The organism is Falsiphaeobacter marinintestinus, assembly GCF_007923355.1.
In the GTDB taxonomy this organism is placed as follows: domain Bacteria; phylum Pseudomonadota; class Alphaproteobacteria; order Rhodobacterales; family Rhodobacteraceae; genus Phaeobacter_A; species Phaeobacter_A marinintestinus.
In genome coordinates this window covers 451,706-469,005 of record NZ_VOGO01000002.1, presented here as the reverse complement: position 1 = coordinate 469,005, position 17,300 = coordinate 451,706, and the positions used below count along the sequence as shown (strand labels likewise).

General features: G+C 58.8%; 22 protein-coding genes. 13 read left to right on the top strand and 9 right to left on the bottom strand.

Annotation, left to right across the window (positions count from 1 at the left end):
- Positions 1 to 3: 3 nt before the first annotated feature.
- Both FOY56_RS06605 and FOY56_RS06600 read right to left on the bottom strand, forming a co-directional pair.
- Entirely contained in the window at positions 4 to 372 is a 369-nt protein-coding gene (locus tag FOY56_RS06605) for a hypothetical protein (protein ID WP_146345019.1), read from the bottom strand.
- 39 nt (positions 373 to 411) lie between these two features.
- Positions 412 to 729: an ArsC/Spx/MgsR family protein gene (locus tag FOY56_RS06600; protein WP_146345018.1), complete on the bottom strand. Its 318-nt coding sequence runs from the start codon at positions 727 to 729 to the stop codon at positions 412 to 414.
- 216 nt (positions 730 to 945) lie between these two features.
- Here FOY56_RS06600 and FOY56_RS06595 point away from each other — a divergent pair, with 216 nt between their 5' ends.
- Positions 946 to 1,152 (top strand): cold-shock protein, encoded by a 207-nt coding sequence (locus tag FOY56_RS06595; protein ID WP_146345017.1) that lies wholly within the window; start codon positions 946 to 948, stop codon positions 1,150 to 1,152.
- A 264-nt stretch (positions 1,153 to 1,416) separates the two neighbouring features.
- On the opposite strand, the gene thyX is transcribed toward FOY56_RS06595, so the two are convergent.
- Positions 1,417 to 2,331, bottom strand: a complete 915-nt coding sequence (thyX, locus tag FOY56_RS06590; protein WP_146345016.1) for an FAD-dependent thymidylate synthase — start codon at positions 2,329 to 2,331, stop codon at positions 1,417 to 1,419.
- A gap of 201 nt (positions 2,332 to 2,532) precedes the next feature.
- Between thyX and FOY56_RS06585 the strand changes: the two genes are divergently transcribed.
- From FOY56_RS06585 to FOY56_RS06565, 5 genes are all read left to right on the top strand, one after another.
- Positions 2,533 to 3,579, top strand: coding sequence for a hypothetical protein (locus tag FOY56_RS06585; protein WP_146345015.1), 1,047 nt, complete (start codon positions 2,533 to 2,535; stop codon positions 3,577 to 3,579).
- A gap of 10 nt (positions 3,580 to 3,589) precedes the next feature.
- The gene (locus FOY56_RS06580) at positions 3,590 to 4,990 is read left to right on the top strand and encodes a surface lipoprotein assembly modifier (protein WP_186766263.1); all 1,401 of its coding nucleotides are present in this window, start codon (positions 3,590 to 3,592) and stop codon (positions 4,988 to 4,990) included.
- Positions 4,991 to 5,059: 69 nt separating this feature from the next.
- Entirely contained in the window at positions 5,060 to 5,488 is a 429-nt protein-coding gene (locus tag FOY56_RS06575; protein WP_146345013.1) for a VOC family protein, read from the top strand.
- The gene (locus tag FOY56_RS06570) at positions 5,482 to 6,189 is read left to right on the top strand and encodes a DUF1194 domain-containing protein (RefSeq protein WP_146345012.1); all 708 of its coding nucleotides are present in this window, start codon (positions 5,482 to 5,484) and stop codon (positions 6,187 to 6,189) included. Before FOY56_RS06575 ends, FOY56_RS06570 begins: the two co-directional genes overlap by 7 nt.
- On the top strand, positions 6,186 to 6,914 hold the full coding sequence (locus FOY56_RS06565) for a DUF1194 domain-containing protein (protein ID WP_146345011.1): 729 nt from the start codon (positions 6,186 to 6,188) through the stop codon (positions 6,912 to 6,914). Before FOY56_RS06570 ends, FOY56_RS06565 begins: the two co-directional genes overlap by 4 nt.
- A gap of 41 nt (positions 6,915 to 6,955) precedes the next feature.
- On the opposite strand, the gene FOY56_RS06560 is transcribed toward FOY56_RS06565, so the two are convergent.
- The 3 genes from FOY56_RS06560 to FOY56_RS06550 form a co-directional block, all read right to left on the bottom strand.
- On the bottom strand, positions 6,956 to 7,453 hold the full coding sequence (locus FOY56_RS06560; RefSeq protein WP_246139429.1) for a MarR family winged helix-turn-helix transcriptional regulator: 498 nt from the start codon (positions 7,451 to 7,453) through the stop codon (positions 6,956 to 6,958).
- Positions 7,454 to 7,528: 75 nt separating this feature from the next.
- Complete coding sequence (locus FOY56_RS06555; RefSeq protein WP_146345010.1) at positions 7,529 to 7,786, bottom strand: succinate dehydrogenase assembly factor 2; 258 nt, start codon at positions 7,784 to 7,786, stop codon at positions 7,529 to 7,531.
- Entirely contained in the window at positions 7,783 to 8,181 is a 399-nt protein-coding gene (locus FOY56_RS06550; RefSeq protein WP_146345009.1) for a helix-turn-helix domain-containing protein, read from the bottom strand. The genes FOY56_RS06555 and FOY56_RS06550 overlap by 4 nt, the downstream gene beginning before the upstream one ends.
- Positions 8,182 to 8,272: 91 nt before the next feature.
- Here FOY56_RS06550 and FOY56_RS06545 point away from each other — a divergent pair, with 91 nt between their 5' ends.
- The 4 genes from FOY56_RS06545 (at position 8,273) to FOY56_RS06530 (ending at position 11,221) form a co-directional block, all read left to right on the top strand.
- Entirely contained in the window at positions 8,273 to 9,475 is a 1,203-nt protein-coding gene (locus tag FOY56_RS06545; protein ID WP_146345158.1) for a pyridoxal phosphate-dependent aminotransferase, read from the top strand.
- Positions 9,476 to 9,490: 15 nt separating this feature from the next.
- Positions 9,491 to 9,901 (top strand): hypothetical protein, encoded by a 411-nt coding sequence (locus FOY56_RS06540; protein ID WP_146345008.1) that lies wholly within the window; start codon positions 9,491 to 9,493, stop codon positions 9,899 to 9,901.
- A gap of 57 nt (positions 9,902 to 9,958) precedes the next feature.
- The gene (locus FOY56_RS06535) at positions 9,959 to 10,303 is read left to right on the top strand and encodes a hypothetical protein (protein WP_146345007.1); all 345 of its coding nucleotides are present in this window, start codon (positions 9,959 to 9,961) and stop codon (positions 10,301 to 10,303) included.
- A 150-nt stretch (positions 10,304 to 10,453) separates the two neighbouring features.
- Positions 10,454 to 11,221, top strand: a complete 768-nt coding sequence (locus FOY56_RS06530; RefSeq protein WP_146345006.1) for a class I SAM-dependent methyltransferase — start codon at positions 10,454 to 10,456, stop codon at positions 11,219 to 11,221.
- Here the strand turns inward: FOY56_RS06530 and FOY56_RS06525 are convergent.
- Positions 11,202 to 11,429 carry a hypothetical protein gene (locus tag FOY56_RS06525; protein WP_146345005.1) on the bottom strand — a complete coding sequence of 76 codons (228 nt, stop codon included), beginning with the start codon at positions 11,427 to 11,429 and terminating at the stop codon, positions 11,202 to 11,204. The genes FOY56_RS06530 and FOY56_RS06525 overlap by 20 nt on opposite strands.
- On the bottom strand, positions 11,429 to 12,778 hold the full coding sequence (locus FOY56_RS06520) for an MATE family efflux transporter (protein WP_246139428.1): 1,350 nt from the start codon (positions 12,776 to 12,778) through the stop codon (positions 11,429 to 11,431). The genes FOY56_RS06525 and FOY56_RS06520 overlap by 1 nt, the downstream gene beginning before the upstream one ends.
- A 254-nt stretch (positions 12,779 to 13,032) precedes the next feature.
- Between FOY56_RS06520 and FOY56_RS06515 the strand changes: the two genes are divergently transcribed.
- Positions 13,033 to 14,004, top strand: a complete 972-nt coding sequence (locus FOY56_RS06515; protein ID WP_146345003.1) for an MBL fold metallo-hydrolase — start codon at positions 13,033 to 13,035, stop codon at positions 14,002 to 14,004.
- 132 nt (positions 14,005 to 14,136) lie between these two features.
- The gene (locus tag FOY56_RS06510; RefSeq protein ID WP_146345002.1) at positions 14,137 to 14,784 is read left to right on the top strand and encodes a TIGR02453 family protein; all 648 of its coding nucleotides are present in this window, start codon (positions 14,137 to 14,139) and stop codon (positions 14,782 to 14,784) included.
- A gap of 6 nt (positions 14,785 to 14,790) precedes the next feature.
- On the opposite strand, the gene ppk2 is transcribed toward FOY56_RS06510, so the two are convergent.
- Positions 14,791 to 15,768, bottom strand: a complete 978-nt coding sequence (ppk2, locus tag FOY56_RS06505; RefSeq protein WP_146345001.1) for a polyphosphate kinase 2 — start codon at positions 15,766 to 15,768, stop codon at positions 14,791 to 14,793.
- A 165-nt stretch (positions 15,769 to 15,933) separates the two neighbouring features.
- On the opposite strand from ppk2, the gene FOY56_RS06500 reads away from it, so the two are divergent.
- Positions 15,934 to 17,229, top strand: coding sequence for an alpha/beta hydrolase family protein (locus FOY56_RS06500; protein ID WP_425468357.1), 1,296 nt, complete (start codon positions 15,934 to 15,936; stop codon positions 17,227 to 17,229).
- Positions 17,230 to 17,300 lie beyond the last annotated feature (71 nt).

Sequence of the window (17,300 nt, the reverse complement as noted above, 5' to 3'; positions counted from 1 at the left end):
CCCTCAGAAATGGGCCTTTGGCTCATCCGGTTTACCGGCGGCAATCCCCAGGATTCCGCCGGTGGCCGCAAACACAATCGGGAACATGGTAAACACACCAAACCCGAATCCCATATACATCAGCCCCGCAGACAACAGCATCAGACCGCCGCCCCACAAAGCCCGTGACCGGGCCATCGCGCCCCCGACAATCGCCAAAAGCGGCGCGAAGATGGACGTCAGCCGGATCATCTCGACATTCGAAAGCTGCTCGGCCAGCCCTTCGATCTCACCGAAATGGTCGACAGCAGCCGTATAGCCATAGTTGAAAAACCCGACGATCATGCCGATAACACCGGCGATCACGCCCAGAACAAGGGCGGCATTGCGCATACAAACACTCCTTTGCGTTCAGCACAGATAGGCACGCCTCTATGCAACGCCAAGGGCTGCTCGCGTTTCCGCCGTCCACCCCAGATGCAACACCCCGTCCGCATCGATCAATGGGCGTTTCATCAGAGTCGGATGTTCGGCCAGCAGCTCCAAAGGCGCGCGCGACCGCTCCGACTCAGTCAACCCACGCCACGTGGTTGACCGTGTATTAACCAACGCCGCGCCAAATTGAGCAAAGGCCCGCTGCATCATTTCTGACGGCACACCTTCGGCGCGAACGTCCACGAAGTTGGCGTCTGGCAATAATTTCAGCGCCTTGCGGCACGTGTCACATGACTTAAGACCGTACAAATCCATTCTGATCCTCCTGCAGAATGTGCAATTACCGCGCAAGTTGCAGGATTTCACCCCCTTTTTCTTGATTTTTGCCCACAGATTGTAATCCTTGGAACCGGGTGCAGCCTGACGAACAGCCGTCCGATTCAAAAGCCGGTCGACTGTGAACAGGGCCACATCCAGAGCGACCCCGGGTTCTTCCGGGGAAACTGTGAAAGTGAGAAGGAGACACGGGACATGCCTACCGGCACCGTGAAATGGTTCAACACGACCAAAGGGTTTGGGTTCATTGCCCCCGACGAAGGCGGAAACGATGTGTTTGTACACATCTCATCCGTAGAACGTTCAGGGATGACGGGCCTCGCTGACAACCAGAAAGTCCAATACGAGCTGATCGACGGCCGTGACGGACGCCAGATGGCCGGAGACTTACAACCCCTTTAAACGCTGTTCTTGTCGGAACCGCCGTATCCCGGCCTTGCCGGGGCACAGGCCCAAGAACCGAAAACTCGGCATTTTAATCCAAGTATTCCAAGTACTTGACTGCGCGCGACCATTGGCTCTCAGCCAAACAAGTGGTCGCGCGATTTATGCCGACCCTATCTGGTCAACCGCGCTCTCGTCACCGCCCATCGCGACACTTCAAAACGCTGCGCGGGCAGATTTCGGGGCAGACCCCAAAAAACCGCGCCGCACCGGCGTCAAGGATCAGGCCTGATCTTTCAGAACCGTCTCGAATTCGCGCCACTCGCGTGCGCTCATGCCCGAGTTTTCCTGCGTCACCTGCTCGCCCTTCAGCATCCGCTGCAGGCATTTGACCATCTGCGCCGAAAACGACACCGCACCCAACCGGTAATCTTCGAACGCGCGATAGGCAAACGGCACCCAATCCGCGACGATCTTGCAGATCTCATCCGCATAGACACGGATTTCATATTGTGCATGAGCATCCGCCCGCAACCGCAGGAAATGAAACAGATTATGCAAGTCGACCTTCCAGTACCACTGGGTGTATATATTTGCTGGCAGGTTCATCCGAGCAAGCTCGCGCGCCAGCCCCTGCTGCCCGTCCTGACCGATCATTTCCTGATAGTGGTCATAGGCCCGGGTTGAATCCGATTTCAGCATCTCCAGCACCCGCGCGGCCTCTTCGCCCTGCAACGCTTCGCCCCGGCCCTGGTTGTTGATCGCCGATTGCGCCGCCATCTGGTCTGGCGCCGGGATGTAAAACTCACGGTCCAAAATCGAATAGCGGGCCGAGTATTCATTCACGTTGGCCGTCCGATGGCGAATCCACTGGCGCGCCACAAAGACCGGCAGCTTCACATGCAGCTTCAGTTCGCACATCTCGAACGGGGTCGAATGCCAGTGCCGCATCAGATAGCGGATCAGCCCTTCGTCGTTCTGCACCGATTTTGTGCCTTTGCCATATGACACCCTTGCCGCCTGACAGATCGCTGCATCATCGCCCATATAGTCGATGACCCGCACAAACCCATGATCCAGAACCGGATGGGCCGTATAAAGATGCGGCTCGATCCCTTCGGCTACCGCGCGCAGGGTCGATTGCGGCTTGGCACGCAATGCTTCGATTTCGGCCTGGTGTTCCGGCGACAGCGACATGGGCGGGTCCTTTTCACAACATGAGTCGCCGCCCACTATATCTTGACGCGTCCGCTTCTAAAACACCCACATCGGGTATTGCAATTAAGCCATCCCTGCGCCCCATTCACCTCATATGGGTCTTTGATTGTTGACTTTTTTTCGCGTGCCCGAAATGCTGGCTCAAAACAAGCCGTATAATACGAGCAGAGGCAGGCAGTGATGAAACCTTATTACGTTGCGTTGGCAGCGCTCCTTGTGCTTTCGACCTGTGGCAGCGGGGGCAACCCTTTTGTCGATGAAGAAGACACAGACGAAGAAGTTATAGAAGAACCCGGAGATACCGGAGAGCCGATCGACAGCGACCGCGTTGTTCCGCCAGGCACCGAATCTCCGTCTGCAGCCGTCGGCATTTTCCGCAGTGAACCGACCAGCACCGAAGCCACCAAATCCGGCAATGGCTATGCAGAAAGCATCAGCTATGACTCGACCAACGATACATTCACGGTCGATAACCTCGGCTTTGATGGCGACAACACCTATGCCCGCGCCACACCGTTTGGCAATCTCGGGCCCTTCGCGGTCTACGAAGGCGATCAGGTGTTTCCCGACAGCTTCGACGGCGACCTGATTTCGCAATTCTCGCACCGCGCGATCTATGGCGTCAGCACCTCGGGCAACACCCAGTTTGCCATCGTGCGGACCGGCGCTTACATCAATTACGGATTTGGCGGCTTCGTTTATCAGCGCGACAATGATGTCACCCTGCCCACCACAGGTCAGGCCCTGTTCAGCGGCAAGGTGGCCGGCGTGCGCGACTATGCCGGCCGAGGCGGGTTGGAATACACCACCGCAGACATCAACATTGCCATCGACTTCGACGATTTCAACGATTCCACCAACACGCGTGGGGATGCCGTGCGCGGTTTCGTCAGCAACCGTCAGATTTACAATCTGGATGGGGTCGAAATCACCGATAGCATCATCAACCGCTTCAATGCTGAACATAACACCACGCTGGCGGCTATTCCGGCGCTGGTGTTCGAAGTCGGCCCCGGCGTTATGGATAACAACGGTGAAATCATCGGCTCGCTCGCCAGTTATTATCAAACCTCGGATGGCGAAACCGATACGTTCGAAGAAGGCAACTACTATGCCATTGTTTCGGGCAACGCAGATGAAATCGTTGGTGTGATCGTGGTCGAAAGCGATCTGGATCCGACGGCCGATGCTGTCCGCGAAACCGCTGGTTTCATCGTTTATAACTAGATCGTCCGACATGGCGCGCCAAACAGGGCCCCTTCCCCGGATCGCAGCACTGGTCACAGCGCTGTCGCTGGTGTCTTCACAGGCACCGGCAGATCAACCGATCCAGCTGTCACCCGAAGACATGCGCGTTGCGGCCTTCCTGTCGCTGGAAAACGGGCAGATGATCCAGGCCTACAGCTTTTCCGAAGCCCTTTTGCAGCGCAATCCGAATGATCGGGATGCGCTGCTGATCCACTCGCGCGCGGCGCGCAATATCGGCAAGTTCGAAGAAGCAAAAGCATCAGCCAAACAGGCATGGAAACTGGCCGAAAACGACGAACACCGATACTCGAGCTCGATGTTGATGGCCCAGGCGCTGGCGTCTAACGAGCAGCACACATGGTCCCAGCTTTGGCTGCGCCGTGCCGTCCAACATGCCCCGAACGAGGCATTGGAACAGCGCGCGATCCGTGATTTCCGCTATGTTCGGGCCCGCAATCCATGGCTGACCCGCATCTCGTTCTCGATTACCCCGGACAGCAACATCAACAATGGCTCGTCCGAACGCTCGTCTTTCCTGAACTATGAACTGTCCGAAGTTCTTTACGGCCAACCCGTCGAATACCAATTGGGCGGATCCTCTCTGGCGCTGTCCGGCATTGAATACGCCTTTGGCCTGACCACCCGCTACCGGCTGGTCGAAACCGACACCCGCGCACATGACGTGATATTCTCGACCGATATCCGCCATTACACCCTGTCATCCGAGGCGAAATCTTTGGCGCCGAGCGCCGAGGGCAATGACTTTGCCTTTGCGTCCTATACGCTGGGCTATGGCCACCGCGGCCTCAACTTCGAAAACCGGGGTGAATACCGCGTGTCGGCCGATCTGGGCCAAAGCTGGTACGGTGGTGACGAATACGCGCGCTTTGGTCGTCTGAGCGTTGGGCAGACCTATCAGCTTGAAGGCGGTCGCAAGGTGAACGCCCGCATCGCTGGGGAACGCCAGATCGGGATCACCCGCAGCGATTCTGACACCCTGCGGGGCGATCTGTCCTATTCGTTCCTACTGCCTTCCGGGTCGCATCTGTGGACAAACGCAACCGGTGCCGTGGCAACATCGAACGCCCGTGTCGATGAATTCACCGAAATCGGGCTGCGTGCCCAGATCACCTTTGCCAAGCCCCTGTTCGGGGCCACGGCCCAACTTGGGATATGGGCACGCAAACGCGACTACGACTTTTCTCCGCACAGCCCGGATGGCCGCGAAGATGACCGGGTGCAGGTTGATTTCACATTGATTTTCAACAAATTCGACTATTACGGCTTTAACCCCACCATGCGGGTCAGCGCGTCAAAAACCGACAGTAACATCGGTTTGTACGAGGCGCAGCGCTTTGGTGTGAACTTCGGAATTCAATCTGCCTTCTGATACTGGCTCGACAAGCCCGCAGGCGACGTTAAGCTTCGCCCAACTGCATTGCGACAAGGATCTGGCAAAATGGCCCTGACATATCTTCACACAATGGTCCGCGTGAAGGACCTCGAAAAATCCATGGCATTCTACAAGCTGCTCGGGCTGGTTGAGACCCGCCGCATGGACAGCGAAGAAGGCCGCTTTTCGCTGATCTTCCTCGCACCTCCGGGACAAGAAGACTGCCCTGTCGAACTGACCTACAACTGGGACGGTGACGACGGCCTGCCCAGCGACAGCCGCCATTTTGGCCACCTCGCCTATGGCGTCGATAATATTTACGAGACATGCCAGCACCTTATGGACAATGGCGTCACCATCAACCGCCCACCGCGCGACGGTCGTATGGCGTTTGTGCGTTCGCCTGACAACATCTCGATCGAGCTGCTGCAAATCGGCGACTCGCTGCCAGCGGCGGAACCCTGGTCAAGCATGGAAAACACTGGCCATTGGTAAGGCTGGCCGCTTTTCTGGCGACTCTGGCCAGCCCTGCTGCGGCTGCAGACTGTCGGCTGGCCCTTGTTCTGGCGCTGGATGTGTCCAGTTCGGTCGACCCGGCTGAAGATGCGCTGCAACGCGGTGGGCTTGCCACCGCGCTGATCTCACCCCAGGTCGAGGCGGCGGTGTTCGCCTCACCTCTGCCTATCGCCGTTGCCGTTTATGAATGGAGCGGGCGCTACAATCAGGATCTGATCGCTGACTGGCGCATGTTGCGCTCGCGCGGAGACCTTCTTGATCTGGCCAGAACCATTGGCACATCCACCCGCAGCGAATCTGAATTTCCGACGGCCATGGGCTATGCCTTGGGCTATGGGGCCGGACTGTTCGCAACCGCACCCGATTGCCTGTTCCGCACCCTCGACATGGCGGGCGATGGTGAAAACAACGAAGGCTTCCCACCCGAAACCGCCTATCGGGAGTTTCCGTTCGCGGATGTTGTCGTCAACGGTCTGGTGGTCAACGGCGCCGATTTCGAAGCCGAAGTCACCCTGATCGATTATTACCGCACCCAGGTTCTGCACGGCCCGGGCGCGTTTCTTGAGGTCGCCCAGGGGTTTGACGATTATGAACGCGCCATGGTGCGCAAACTGGTGCGCGAAATGACCCCGCGCGCCATCGGGCTAGCCCCCATCACCCAGCGGAAGTCGCCGGGATGATCCGGTTGGCGCTGTGCCTGTGCCTGCTCACAGCCCTGCCCGCACAGGCAGACTGCCGAAAGGCGCTTGCACTGGGGCTGGACGTCTCCGGATCGGTCGATGCCACCGAATACCGCCTGCAACTTGACGGAGTCTCCGCTGCCCTTTTGCACCCCGACGTGCAAGCCGCACTGATGGCCATGCCCGGCGCGCCGATCCGCCTGTCCGTCTTTGAGTGGAGCGATATCGGCTATCAACGCCTCCTGATCGACTGGACCACCCTCGATACACCGGCCTCCACCCGCGACGTGGCACATCGCCTGAACAGAACCGCCCGAACACCTGCTCCGCCGGGCACCGGGCTGGGTCAGGCCATGCGGTTTGGCGCAGCCCTTCTGGCGCAACAGCCTGATTGCTGGACCCGTGTGCTCGACCTGTCGGGCGATGGCCGCCACAACACCGGCCCACATCCCCGCGATGTTAAGGCCGCGCTGTCTCACAACTCCCTTACCATCAACGCCCTGCCCGTCGGCACGGATGCCCTGCGTCAGGGCGATCAGGATCTGGAAGAGATCAGCGCGCTGTCATCCTATTTCCGGGCCTGGGTGATCCTGGGCCCAGACGCCTTTGTCGAAACCGCCCTGGGGTTTGACGACTTCGAAGCCGCAATAGTCCGCAAACTGTTGCGCGAGTTGGAGACACCGGCCCTTTCGGCCCTGCCAATGACAAACCCGACCAGCAACTGACCTGTGTGCCCGCAGCCCACTGGGGCCACGGGCGGCCTGCCTCAGTAAATGTACCGGATCTGATCCGTCCAGTACCGCTCGACCCGCTTCAGCGCGGTTGTGATATCTTCTATGCCCTGATGGTCGATCACGCCCTTGTCTTCCAGCCCTTTGGCATGGCGCGAAAACAACGTCGCCACCACATCCCGGACATGACGCCCTTTCTGGGTCAGACGGACCCGGACAGACCGGCGGTCAACCTCGCACCGCTGATGGTGCATGTACCCCATGTCGACCAGCTTTTTCAGGTTGTAGCTGACATTGCTGCCCTGATAATACCCGCGGCTTTTCAGCTCTCCGGCGGTGACTTCATTGTCGCCGATGTTGAACAACAGCAGCGCCTGAACCGCGTTGATCTCTAACACGCCGACCCGCTCGAATTCATCCTTGATCACGTCCAGAAGCAGCCTGTGCAACCGCTCAACCAGCGCCAGCGACTCAAGATAGCCGGCCATGAACCCCTTGTTGGATACCGGGTCCAACTGCATTTCGTAACTCATACGTCTCTCCGACTCGTCCTGCTCGGGCTTAAGAGTGACGCGAATTACCGAAGAATCAGTTAAGCTGGTATTTGTCTATTTTTGAAAGGTTTGCGCGATTTCGCCCATCAACGGCCCAAACGGATCAGGGGTCGGAACCTGTCCGGTAACCCATTGATACAGATCCTGATCGTTCTCGTTCAGCAGCGCGTCATACAGATCCAGATCGGCAGGTGCCATCGCCGCCAGACGCTGGTCGGCAAACGCGCTCAGGATAATATCCATCTCTTTGATGCCGCGCCGCATCGAGCGCATCTTCAGTCGTTTGATCCGGTTTTCGCGCGTCTCGGTCATGCCTGTTCCTGCTCCAACATCACCCGCAGTTTCTTTTCCAGACGGGCCAGACGTTCGGCCCCGGCGCGCATCTCTTCGCGGATCGCGCGCAGTTCTGTCATGACGCTGACCAGATCCCCGGCCAGTTCCGCGTCACTGCCGGGGGTTTCCATGCCTTCGCCTTCGCCGGTCAGCAGCCACATGATCGAGACATTCAGCAACCCGGACAGCATCGACAGCTTGTTTGCCCGAGGTTCCGACAGGTCTTCTTCCCAGCCGCGCACGGTGGTTTTCTTGACACCCAACCGTTTGGACAGCTGCGCCTGGGTCATCCCGGCAGCTTCCCGTGCGGCTGTGACACGGTCGCCAAAAGTCGCAGCTTCGGGTCCGAACCAGTCGTTTTCCGTCTCGGTCATCGTATAGCTCCGTTTCCTTTGGTCGTTCGGCTTGATCGCCGTTCGGCGGCACCCTATGACAGTCCAGTGCAAGTTACAAACCGAGGCCGAAATGAGTTTCCTGTCCAACGCCATCGCCCGTGTCAAACCGTCGCCGACCATCGCGGTAACCACGCTGTCGCAAGAACTTAAGGCCGCTGGCAAGGACGTGATCGGCCTTGGCGCAGGCGAGCCCGATTTCGACACGCCCGACAATATCAAGGCCGCTGGCATTGCCGCGATCAACGCCGGAAAAACCAAGTATACGGCGCCCGATGGCATCCCCGAACTGAAACAGGCCATCTGTGACAAGTTCGCCCGCGAAAACGGCCTCAGCTATACGCCGCAGCAGGTGTCGGTTGGATCGGGCGGCAAGCAGATCCTGTATAACGCGTTGATGGCCACAATGAATCCGGGCGACGAGGTCATCATCCCGGCCCCCTATTGGGTCAGCTATCCCGATATGGTGCTGCTCGCCGGTGGAACTCCGGTCATAGTCGAAGCCTCGCTTGAACAATCGTTCAAGATCACCGCCGATCAGCTTGAGGCCGCGATCACCCCAAAGACCAAATGGCTGATCTTCAACTCGCCGTCGAACCCAACTGGGGCTGGGTATTCGCGGGCCGAACTCAAAGCGCTGACCGACGTGTTGATGCGCCATCCCCATGTCTGGGTGATGACCGACGATATGTATGAACACCTTGCCTATGACGGGTTCGAATTCTGCACCCCGGCGCAGGTTGAACCGGGCCTGTACGACCGCACCCTGACCTGCAATGGCGTCTCCAAAGCCTATGCGATGACCGGCTGGCGCATCGGCTATGCCGCTGGTCCTGTTGAACTGATCGCGGCGATGCGCAAGATCCAGTCGCAATCAACGTCAAACCCCTGCACCATATCGCAATGGGCCGCTGTAGAGGCGCTGAACGGTCCGCAGGATTTCCTGGCTGCCAATAACGAGGTCTTCAAACGCCGCCGCAATCTGGTGGTTGACATGCTGAACGCCATTGACGGCATCACCTGCCCGACCCCCGAGGGCGCGTTTTACGTCTATCCCTCGATTGCCGGGCTGATCGGCAAGACCACTCCGGACGGCACCGTCATCGAAAACGACGAAGTCTTTTCCAAGAAGCTTCTGGAAGACACCGGCGTCGCCGCCGTGTTTGGCGCGGCCTTTGGACTATCGCCAAACTTCCGGGTCAGCTATGCCACCTCGGACGCGGCCCTGACCGAGGCCTGCACCCGCATTCAGACGTTTTGCGCGGCTCTGACTTAAAGACAGGTGACCTGAATGAGCACGGATCTGCCAGAATACTATTTTCGTGTCCGCGAAAACGGAGCCTTTGTGTTCCGTGTCGACACCGAAAACCGGCAGCGACGCATCGAAATGGACCAGATCGCGGTCGTCAACATCAAGAACGGCGAAATCAAGCCGCATGGTGACCGCGATCTGTCTGACGAAGATGTCGAAATCATCCGCGACTGGATGGCCGACCGGACCGAATTGCTGGCCGAACGCGATCTCGATGATATCCACCGCGCTGTCGATTACCTCAACCTGACCACCCACTGGGCGCAAACCCGTGCCAATGACGAGCAGTTGGAAGACGTCACTGACGCGCTGCTGCTCGCCATGCACGACCTGCGCGCCGTTCTGGTCCGCAAGAAGGCCGACCGGATCATGAAAACCCGCAAGTCCTGATCCCGTTGCGCATCACTGGTTTCCACGCATACTGGCGGCGCAACCGAAAGGACCAACATGATCATCGCACTGGTACAGATCCCGCTGGATGGCCCGAAACGCGACACAGACATGGTGATCGACCAGTCGGTCGAATCCACCAAGATATTTCACGATGTCAAAGGCTTGCGCCGCAAGTATTACCTGAACTCGGATGCGGGCGGCGGCGGCATCTATGAATTTGACAGCCGCGAAAACGCGCTTGCATGGTTCCATGACGGCTGGGCCGACTGGATGGAAGGCCGCTTTGGCGTGCGCCCCACGCTCACCCTGTTCGACACCCCCGTCGTGCTGGATAACGAACGCAACGAGGTTCGCGTGAACGGAAAACCAATCCCGCCCCCCTGGCAGGACCCCGCCTGAGATCTGCCCACGCCCCGTGACCCCTGCCTCCCAAATCTGATCGCTGACCAAAATGTGACCTCGCGACCCCAAGAAATCCTTTGAAATCTGCCTCGCGTTAACGAAGGTTAACCGAAAGACATTTTCTTCACGCAGCCCAGGTTTTTTCAGATGAACCAGCATTCTACGGACACACGGTCCGCCGCCGAGGGGCGGATGTTCACCGCTGATGACTATACGTACAGGTTTCCCGACATCTGGCTGCTGGACGAAGACTGCATCTGGACAATCATGCACCGGGCCTACATCGCGCGCGTCGTCGACCTTGTGAAAGACAGCGGTGCCAAGACCGTCATCGACGTGGGATGCGGCGACGGGTGGAGTTGTGGCCAAATGGCTCGGGCCGGGCTCGACACCGTTGGTATCGACTGGAGCAAGAACGGCATCGAACACGCCAAACGCCTTGTTCCCGACGCCCGGTTTCTGTGCTGCGATGTAAAAGACCCGGAATTTACCGAAACCTTCACAGACCCCTTCGACGCCGCCACCTTTGTCGAAGTGATTGAACACATCCCCCCAGACCAATGCGTCGAAGCCCTGCGCAACGTCCGCGATCTGGTCAAACGCGGCGGCCGGATTGTCCTGACCACGCCCTCGGTCAATTTCCCCAACGACAATGACACGCATTACCGCCATTTCACCAAAGAGATCCTCGAAGACCTGATTGCCAGCGCCGGTGATCTGAAGATCGAAAGCATCGAAGGATATGGCGATGTCGAAGCTGAAAACCGGCACTGGGCCCGCGCGCGTTGGGTCCATAACCGGTACTACACGATCTATCCGGCGCTCAAGCATCTCAATCAGAAATACGCCCCGCATTGCACCGATACACCCCTAGACCGCTGCCACGGCTTTATCGTCACGATGGAGCGGCTTTAACCGACCGTCCCGGCGGCATAGACCCGATCACCCCCGCCAACACCACCAGCACAACTTCGCCCCTGTCCGCCCCACCCCGGCGCGACAGGCTGCGCGCCGCGATCAAAGCGGCCGCCGCAAAGGTAAGGTTGCTCAGCGCATTGACCGGTTCACCCCAGAACCCGGGGCCGGTCCGCTCGCAATAAAGGTCGATAAACAGGGGCAGCATCAAACCGGTGCGGGCAGTTTGCGGATGCCATACAGCCAGAATCGCGCCAACAGCAGAACACTTGCGCAGGCCAGCCCCGCAACCAGCCCCAGCCACACGCCGACGCCGCCGAGATCAAAAACAAAACCCAGAACGTAAGACGCGGGCATCCCGACCGCCCAGTACGACAGCGCCGCATAGATCATCGGCACCGCAGTATCCTGCACCCCGCGCAACAATCCCAGCGCCACAACCTGCAACCCGTCCACGGTCTGAAACAACGCCGCCACGGCCAGCAAGGCGACCCCGATGGTCATGATCGTCGCGCGCTCGGGGTTGTCATGTTCCATGAACAGCGACAGCAACGCTTCGGGAAACACCAGAAACGCCACGACGCCAAAGACCGAAATGCCCAATGACATGAAACAGACCACCATGGCCCCACGCGCCAGATGCGCCCGGTCTTTACGTCCATACGCATTCGCAGCCCGCACCGTCGCCGCATTGCTCAGGCCCAGATGAATCATGAACGTCGCCGAGGCCAGTTGCAGCGCGATCCCGTGTGCTGCCAGCGGCACCGCCCCCAACCAGCCGATCATCACGGCCGACCCTGCAAACAGTGTGACTTCGCTCAGGCTGGTCAGCCCGATCGGTACACCCAACCGGAACACCTGCGCGAACATTTCCCAATCGGCCCGCCAAAACCGCTGGAACAGGTTGTGTTCTGGCAGGACAATCAACGCATAGATCACGACGCCCGCCAGCGACACCATATGCGCGGCAATCGACGCGATCGCAGCACCGGTGACGCCCAGTTCCGGCGCGCCCCAGTTGCCAAAGATCAAAGCGTAATTGGCAAACCCGTTGGCAAACGCGGCAGCAATGGTGATCCACAGCACAATCTGGGTGCGTTCCAACGCAGCAAGATAGGACTTCAGCACAACAACCAAAAGCGCCGGATACAAGCCCCAGCCCGCCAGTTTCAGGTATTGCGCGGCCATATTGGCCACTTCGACCTCTTGCCCCAGCGCCAGCAGGATCGGGCGCGAAAACCAGAACGCCGGAACCACGAAGGTCGCGAACAACAGCGACAACCACAGACCCATTCGGGTGACCCGGCGAATGCTGGTCTCGTCGTCCTCAGCATCTGCCGCCGCGACCATCGGCAGGACGGCCCAGCCGAACCCTGCCCCCAACAGAAACAGCACAAAGAAATAGCTTCCGGCCAATGTGACCGCCGCCAGCTCTTCAACGCCATACCAGCCCAGCATGACCGTATCGGTCAGGCCAATGGCAAACTGCGCAAGGTGGCCGCCTATCAACGGCAGCCCCAAAATGGCAATCGCCTTGGCGTGGCCAGAATATGTCATCCGCGGGATCATGGGTTTGGCGTATCTGGCCAGTTGACCCGGCGCAAGACTCCTTGTCGCGCTTGCACCAAAGGGTCAGCCGGACTCGACCACACCACAGGCCAGTGGCCATGAGCGGTGTTGGCGTCTTGCGCATCTCAGGCCAGAACGCGGACGCGGGACATCAATAAATCGATTTTATCAATCCTTTTTCACATAAATCGCTAAACCATGGTACTTTTGGACGGGAATCGACCATCGGGAGGAGATCGACCATGAAAAAATCAGCAATCCTAACCCTTGTTGCCGGCTGCGGCTTCGCAGCTTTTGCGGCCACCGCATCGCTGGCACAAAACGTCAAAGTCACCCCGCTGGGGGGCATCACCGGCGAATTCTGCCGCCTTGACCGCGCCATCATGTTCGAAGACCCCGATGGCACCCGCATCCTCTATGACGCGGGCATGACCATCGCAGGGGCCGACGATCCGCGACTGGGCGATATCGACGCGCTTCTGGTCACACATATGCATGGCGACCACGTCGGCGCGCGCCACACCAGCGCTGTCGATGCCGGTGCCTGCGGCAAGCCCGACCTGTCGGTCGTCGCCCTGCCCGAAACCAATGTCGTCAGAATTGCCCACGCCAAGGGCGCCAAGATCGTGACCGGCAGCGAAATGCCGCCGTTCTTCGGTGCAAAACTGGCCAGCCTTGACGGTGATCCCAAGAAATCGGTCCTCGCCCGCTTTGGCGCAACCCACACCGTGGGCGGGGTTGGCATTTCGACCGTGCCCGCCGCGCACAGCAACGGCGTCAACCCGGCCTTCATCGGCGGTGATCTTGGCGATCTGATGAAAGCCGCAGGTATTGCCGGCTATGTCGGCCCGCCGACCGGTTACATCCTGCGGTTCTCGAACGGCCTGACCGCGTATCTCTCGGGCGATACCGGCATGACGGCGGAACAAGAGGCCGTTGTGAAGGGCTTTTACGGCGCCAACCTTGTCGTGATCAATATCGGCGACACCTTCACCACCGGCCCAACCGAAGCCGCCTATGTGGTCAACGAACTGGTCAAACCCGCCTCGGTGATCCCGTCCCACGCCAACGAAGAGGCCACCAAAGGCGGCAAGGTCATCGACGGCACCCGCACCGCAAAGTTCCGCGACCTGGCCACTATGCCCGTCCACATTCCGCTTAGTGGCAACACGATGGAATTCTCATCCGACGGCACCTGCGTCGATGGCTGTTAATCCCTGAAGACAACAGGCGGCCCGGATCAAACACCGGGCTGCCACCCAAAACACTGCTCGGGTCCTGGCGATCCACATGCCATACTACGCTCTGACACCCTGCACCCAGACCCAGCAGACCGGAGCCGCCCCATGTCAGATCCCTTCGCCCACCTGATCCCAGACGCCCGCGCATTCCTTGCAGATCTGGCAAAAACCAACACGCGCGACTGGTTTAATGACAACAAGCAACGCTTTGAAACTGAACTAAAAACACCTGCAACCCTGTTGCTGGATCAGATTGCCTATGACCTGAAAACCAACCCCGGTTGGCAGGTCACGCCCAAGCTGTTTCGCCCGCACCGAGATGTACGGTTCTCAAAGGACAAGACACCCTATCACACCCATCTGCACATGCTCTGGACGATCACCGGCCCCGGCCTGCAAACCGGACTGTTTTTCGGAATTGCCCCTGATTATGTCAAAGCTGGCGGAGGGATCATGGCGTTTGACAAAGAGGCCCTCACACGCTGGCGCGCAGCCATCGACGGGCCAACCGGCGATATCATCGCCAAAACCTGCGCCGACCTTGCAGATCACGGCCTGACACCAGACCAACCCGACTTGAAACGCGTGCCTGCACCCTATGACAAGACCCACCGGCACGGCGACTTTCTGCGCCGCAAATCCATGACTGTCTGGGCGGACCTGCCCAAAGCAAAATGGCCCGCCCCAACAAAAGAATTACCTATCGTTTTCAGACGCCTGCAGCCGCTTCTTGAACAATTACAGGCAATCTGAACGCCCTTAGCTTTTGCGCGTATCGGGATGCAGCGCGGTGCCAAGGATATGTTCGGCGCGATGGATGACATGATGCGCCTGCCCGGTAATCAGCGGATCGGGCTGACCGATGATGTCATGGTCCTTGTCCGGATAATCGATGGTCGACAGGAAATGCTTCATGCAATTCAGGCGCGCGCGCTTCTTGTCGTTCGACTTGATGATGGTCCACGGCGCATCAGCGGTGTCTGTGTAAAAGAACATCGCCTCTTTTGCCTCGGTATAATCATCCCACTTGTCCAGCGATGCCTTATCAATCGGCGACAGCTTCCACTGCTTCAACGGATCGGTTTCGCGTGACTTGAACCGGTTGCGCTGCTCTTCCTGCGTGACCGAGAACCAGTATTTGTACAAACGGATACCCGACCGCACCAACATGCGCTCCAATTCAGGCGTCTGGCGCATGAACTCCAGATATTCGTTGGGTTCGCAGAACCCCATGACCCGCTCGACACCGGCGCGATTGTACCAGGACCGATCATAGAAAACCATCTCACCTACGGTCGGCAATTCATTGATATACCTTTGGAAATACCACTGACCCTTTTCTTCCCATGTCGGCTTGTTCAGCGCGACAACCCGGGCCGACCGGGGGTTCAGGTGCTCCATGTACCGTTTGATGGTACCGCCCTTGCCAGCCGCGTCGCGACCCTCAAACAACAACACAAATTTCTGACCGGTTTCCTGCGCCCAAAGCTGCACTTTCAGCAGTTCAGCCTGCAGGCGGGCCTTTTCTGCCTCATACGGCCGGCGGGCCATTTTCTTGGTGTAAGGATACTTGCCACTTTCAAACGCCCGGCGGATCTGTTCAGGGTTCGGGGCAGTCCGCATGGGCCGCTCGGCAGGTGCCGGTTTATCGACGACATTCGCTGCGGGCGACGCCACTTTTGCCGCCGCAGCGGGTGTATTGGAAACTGAGGTTTTGGCCTGCGCGGCGTCAGTCATGAAATATCTCCTGTCAAGAATTGGTAAGATTGACCCCGATCTAGCCAATATCGTCAGATCGCGCCTTGATCGGTGTCAAAAAAGCTTCACAATTCATCTAACGACACGATCCTGACACGACAGTACGGTCAGGCCAGCAAACAGTTCCGGATCTGGGAGGATCATATGCATTCGAAATCAATGGTATTGGGCGCGGCAATAGTCGCAGGTTTGACCTGCGGGGCGGCCACGGCCGAGAACCGCATTGACCGGATCCGGCCCGATGCGCCGGAACTGGCCGCCTTCGGAGACCACCCTGTCGGCGTCACCACGATGACCTTCACCAACCCGGGTCAAATCGACATTCTGAACACCACCGCTGACAGCGAACCGGTCTATGACCGCCCGCTCACGGTCGAAGTCTGGTACCCTGCGAAAGACGGCACAGAACCCGGCGGCACCTATGAAACAGAAATCCGCGACGGGATAACCAAGACCGTGCTGCACGGCAGCGCGGCCCGCGACGCCGATCCGGCCAGCGGTGAAACCTATCCGCTGATCGTGATTTCGCACGGCTATCCCGGCAACCGGTTCCTGATGTCCCATCTGGGCGAAAACCTTGCCTCCAAAGGCTATGTTGCCGTGTCCATCGATCACACCGACAGCACCTATCCCGATATGGCGGCCTTTGGCTCAACCCTGCTGAACCGCCCCGTCGATCAGAAATTCGTCATCGACCAAATGGCCGCGCTGGATGGCCCGATTGGTGACATCACCGATGCGTCCAACACCGGTGTGCTTGGCTATTCCATGGGCGGTTACGGTGCGATGATCTTTGGCGGCGCGGGCGTCACCCAGGCATCAACCGAATACAGCTGGGGCACCCCTAACGGTCTGCTTGAACGGCATCTTGCCGGATCACAAACCCACGCCGATTTGATCGACCCGCGCGTCAAGGCGATCATCGCCATCGGACCATGGGGCATGAACACAGGCTTTTGGGACGCCGAAGGTCTCGCCGGGTTCGAAAAGCCCCTGCTGCTGATCGCAGGCGGGTCGGACGATGTTTCGGTCTATGCCGCGATCCGCCAGATCTTTGAGGGCACCACCGGCACAGACCGCCACCTGCTGACCTTTGCCGGGGCCAACCACAATGCCGCCGCCCCGATGCCTGCGCCCGAGGAAAGCTGGGAACCGGTCGAAACGCTCGATTTCGTACCCTTCGAACACTACGCCGATGCGGTCTGGGACAGCACCCGGATGAACAACAACGCCCAGCACTTTGCCACAGCGTTCTTTGATCTGCATATCAAGGGCGACGCGGACAAGGCGATGTATTTCGACCTGATCGAACAAGCCTCGGACGGGGTCTATTCGGTCGATGAAAACGGCGATCAGAAAGACGACCACACCTATTGGAACGGTTTCCCCGATCGTTCCGCCGTGGCGCTGCTTTTCGAAACCCTGACGAAGGGTAACTGATCGCGGGCCATTCCCACGGTTCACACATCCTGTTTCTATCACACCGGGCGGCCCTGTCGCCCGGTGTCGTA

What these genes read in the sequence shown, in the direction of transcription:
- FOY56_RS06605 (WP_146345019.1), bottom strand. Translation starts at nt 372, where the DNA reads ATGCGCAATGCCGCCCTTGTTCTGGGCGTGATCGCCGGTGTTATCGGC.
- FOY56_RS06600 (WP_146345018.1), bottom strand. Translation starts at nt 729, where the DNA reads ATGGATTTGTACGGTCTTAAGTCATGTGACACGTGCCGCAAGGCGCTG.
- FOY56_RS06595 (WP_146345017.1), top strand. Translation starts at nt 946, where the DNA reads ATGCCTACCGGCACCGTGAAATGGTTCAACACGACCAAAGGGTTTGGG.
- thyX (WP_146345016.1), bottom strand. Translation starts at nt 2,331, where the DNA reads ATGTCGCTGTCGCCGGAACACCAGGCCGAAATCGAAGCATTGCGTGCC.
- FOY56_RS06585 (WP_146345015.1), top strand. Translation starts at nt 2,533, where the DNA reads ATGAAACCTTATTACGTTGCGTTGGCAGCGCTCCTTGTGCTTTCGACC.
- FOY56_RS06580 (WP_186766263.1), top strand. Translation starts at nt 3,590, where the DNA reads ATGGCGCGCCAAACAGGGCCCCTTCCCCGGATCGCAGCACTGGTCACA.
- FOY56_RS06575 (WP_146345013.1), top strand. Translation starts at nt 5,060, where the DNA reads ATGGCCCTGACATATCTTCACACAATGGTCCGCGTGAAGGACCTCGAA.
- FOY56_RS06565 (WP_146345011.1), top strand. Translation starts at nt 6,186, where the DNA reads ATGATCCGGTTGGCGCTGTGCCTGTGCCTGCTCACAGCCCTGCCCGCA.
- FOY56_RS06560 (WP_246139429.1), bottom strand. Translation starts at nt 7,453, where the DNA reads ATGAGTTACGAAATGCAGTTGGACCCGGTATCCAACAAGGGGTTCATG.
- FOY56_RS06555 (WP_146345010.1), bottom strand. Translation starts at nt 7,786, where the DNA reads ATGACCGAGACGCGCGAAAACCGGATCAAACGACTGAAGATGCGCTCG.
- FOY56_RS06550 (WP_146345009.1), bottom strand. Translation starts at nt 8,181, where the DNA reads ATGACCGAGACGGAAAACGACTGGTTCGGACCCGAAGCTGCGACTTTT.
- FOY56_RS06545 (WP_146345158.1), top strand. Translation starts at nt 8,273, where the DNA reads ATGAGTTTCCTGTCCAACGCCATCGCCCGTGTCAAACCGTCGCCGACC.
- FOY56_RS06540 (WP_146345008.1), top strand. Translation starts at nt 9,491, where the DNA reads ATGAGCACGGATCTGCCAGAATACTATTTTCGTGTCCGCGAAAACGGA.
- FOY56_RS06535 (WP_146345007.1), top strand. Translation starts at nt 9,959, where the DNA reads ATGATCATCGCACTGGTACAGATCCCGCTGGATGGCCCGAAACGCGAC.
- FOY56_RS06530 (WP_146345006.1), top strand. Translation starts at nt 10,454, where the DNA reads ATGAACCAGCATTCTACGGACACACGGTCCGCCGCCGAGGGGCGGATG.
- FOY56_RS06525 (WP_146345005.1), bottom strand. Translation starts at nt 11,429, where the DNA reads ATGCTGCCCCTGTTTATCGACCTTTATTGCGAGCGGACCGGCCCCGGG.
- FOY56_RS06520 (WP_246139428.1), bottom strand. Translation starts at nt 12,778, where the DNA reads ATGACATATTCTGGCCACGCCAAGGCGATTGCCATTTTGGGGCTGCCG.
- FOY56_RS06515 (WP_146345003.1), top strand. Translation starts at nt 13,033, where the DNA reads ATGAAAAAATCAGCAATCCTAACCCTTGTTGCCGGCTGCGGCTTCGCA.
- FOY56_RS06510 (WP_146345002.1), top strand. Translation starts at nt 14,137, where the DNA reads ATGTCAGATCCCTTCGCCCACCTGATCCCAGACGCCCGCGCATTCCTT.
- ppk2 (WP_146345001.1), bottom strand. Translation starts at nt 15,768, where the DNA reads ATGACTGACGCCGCGCAGGCCAAAACCTCAGTTTCCAATACACCCGCT.
- FOY56_RS06500 (WP_425468357.1), top strand. Translation starts at nt 15,934, where the DNA reads ATGCATTCGAAATCAATGGTATTGGGCGCGGCAATAGTCGCAGGTTTG.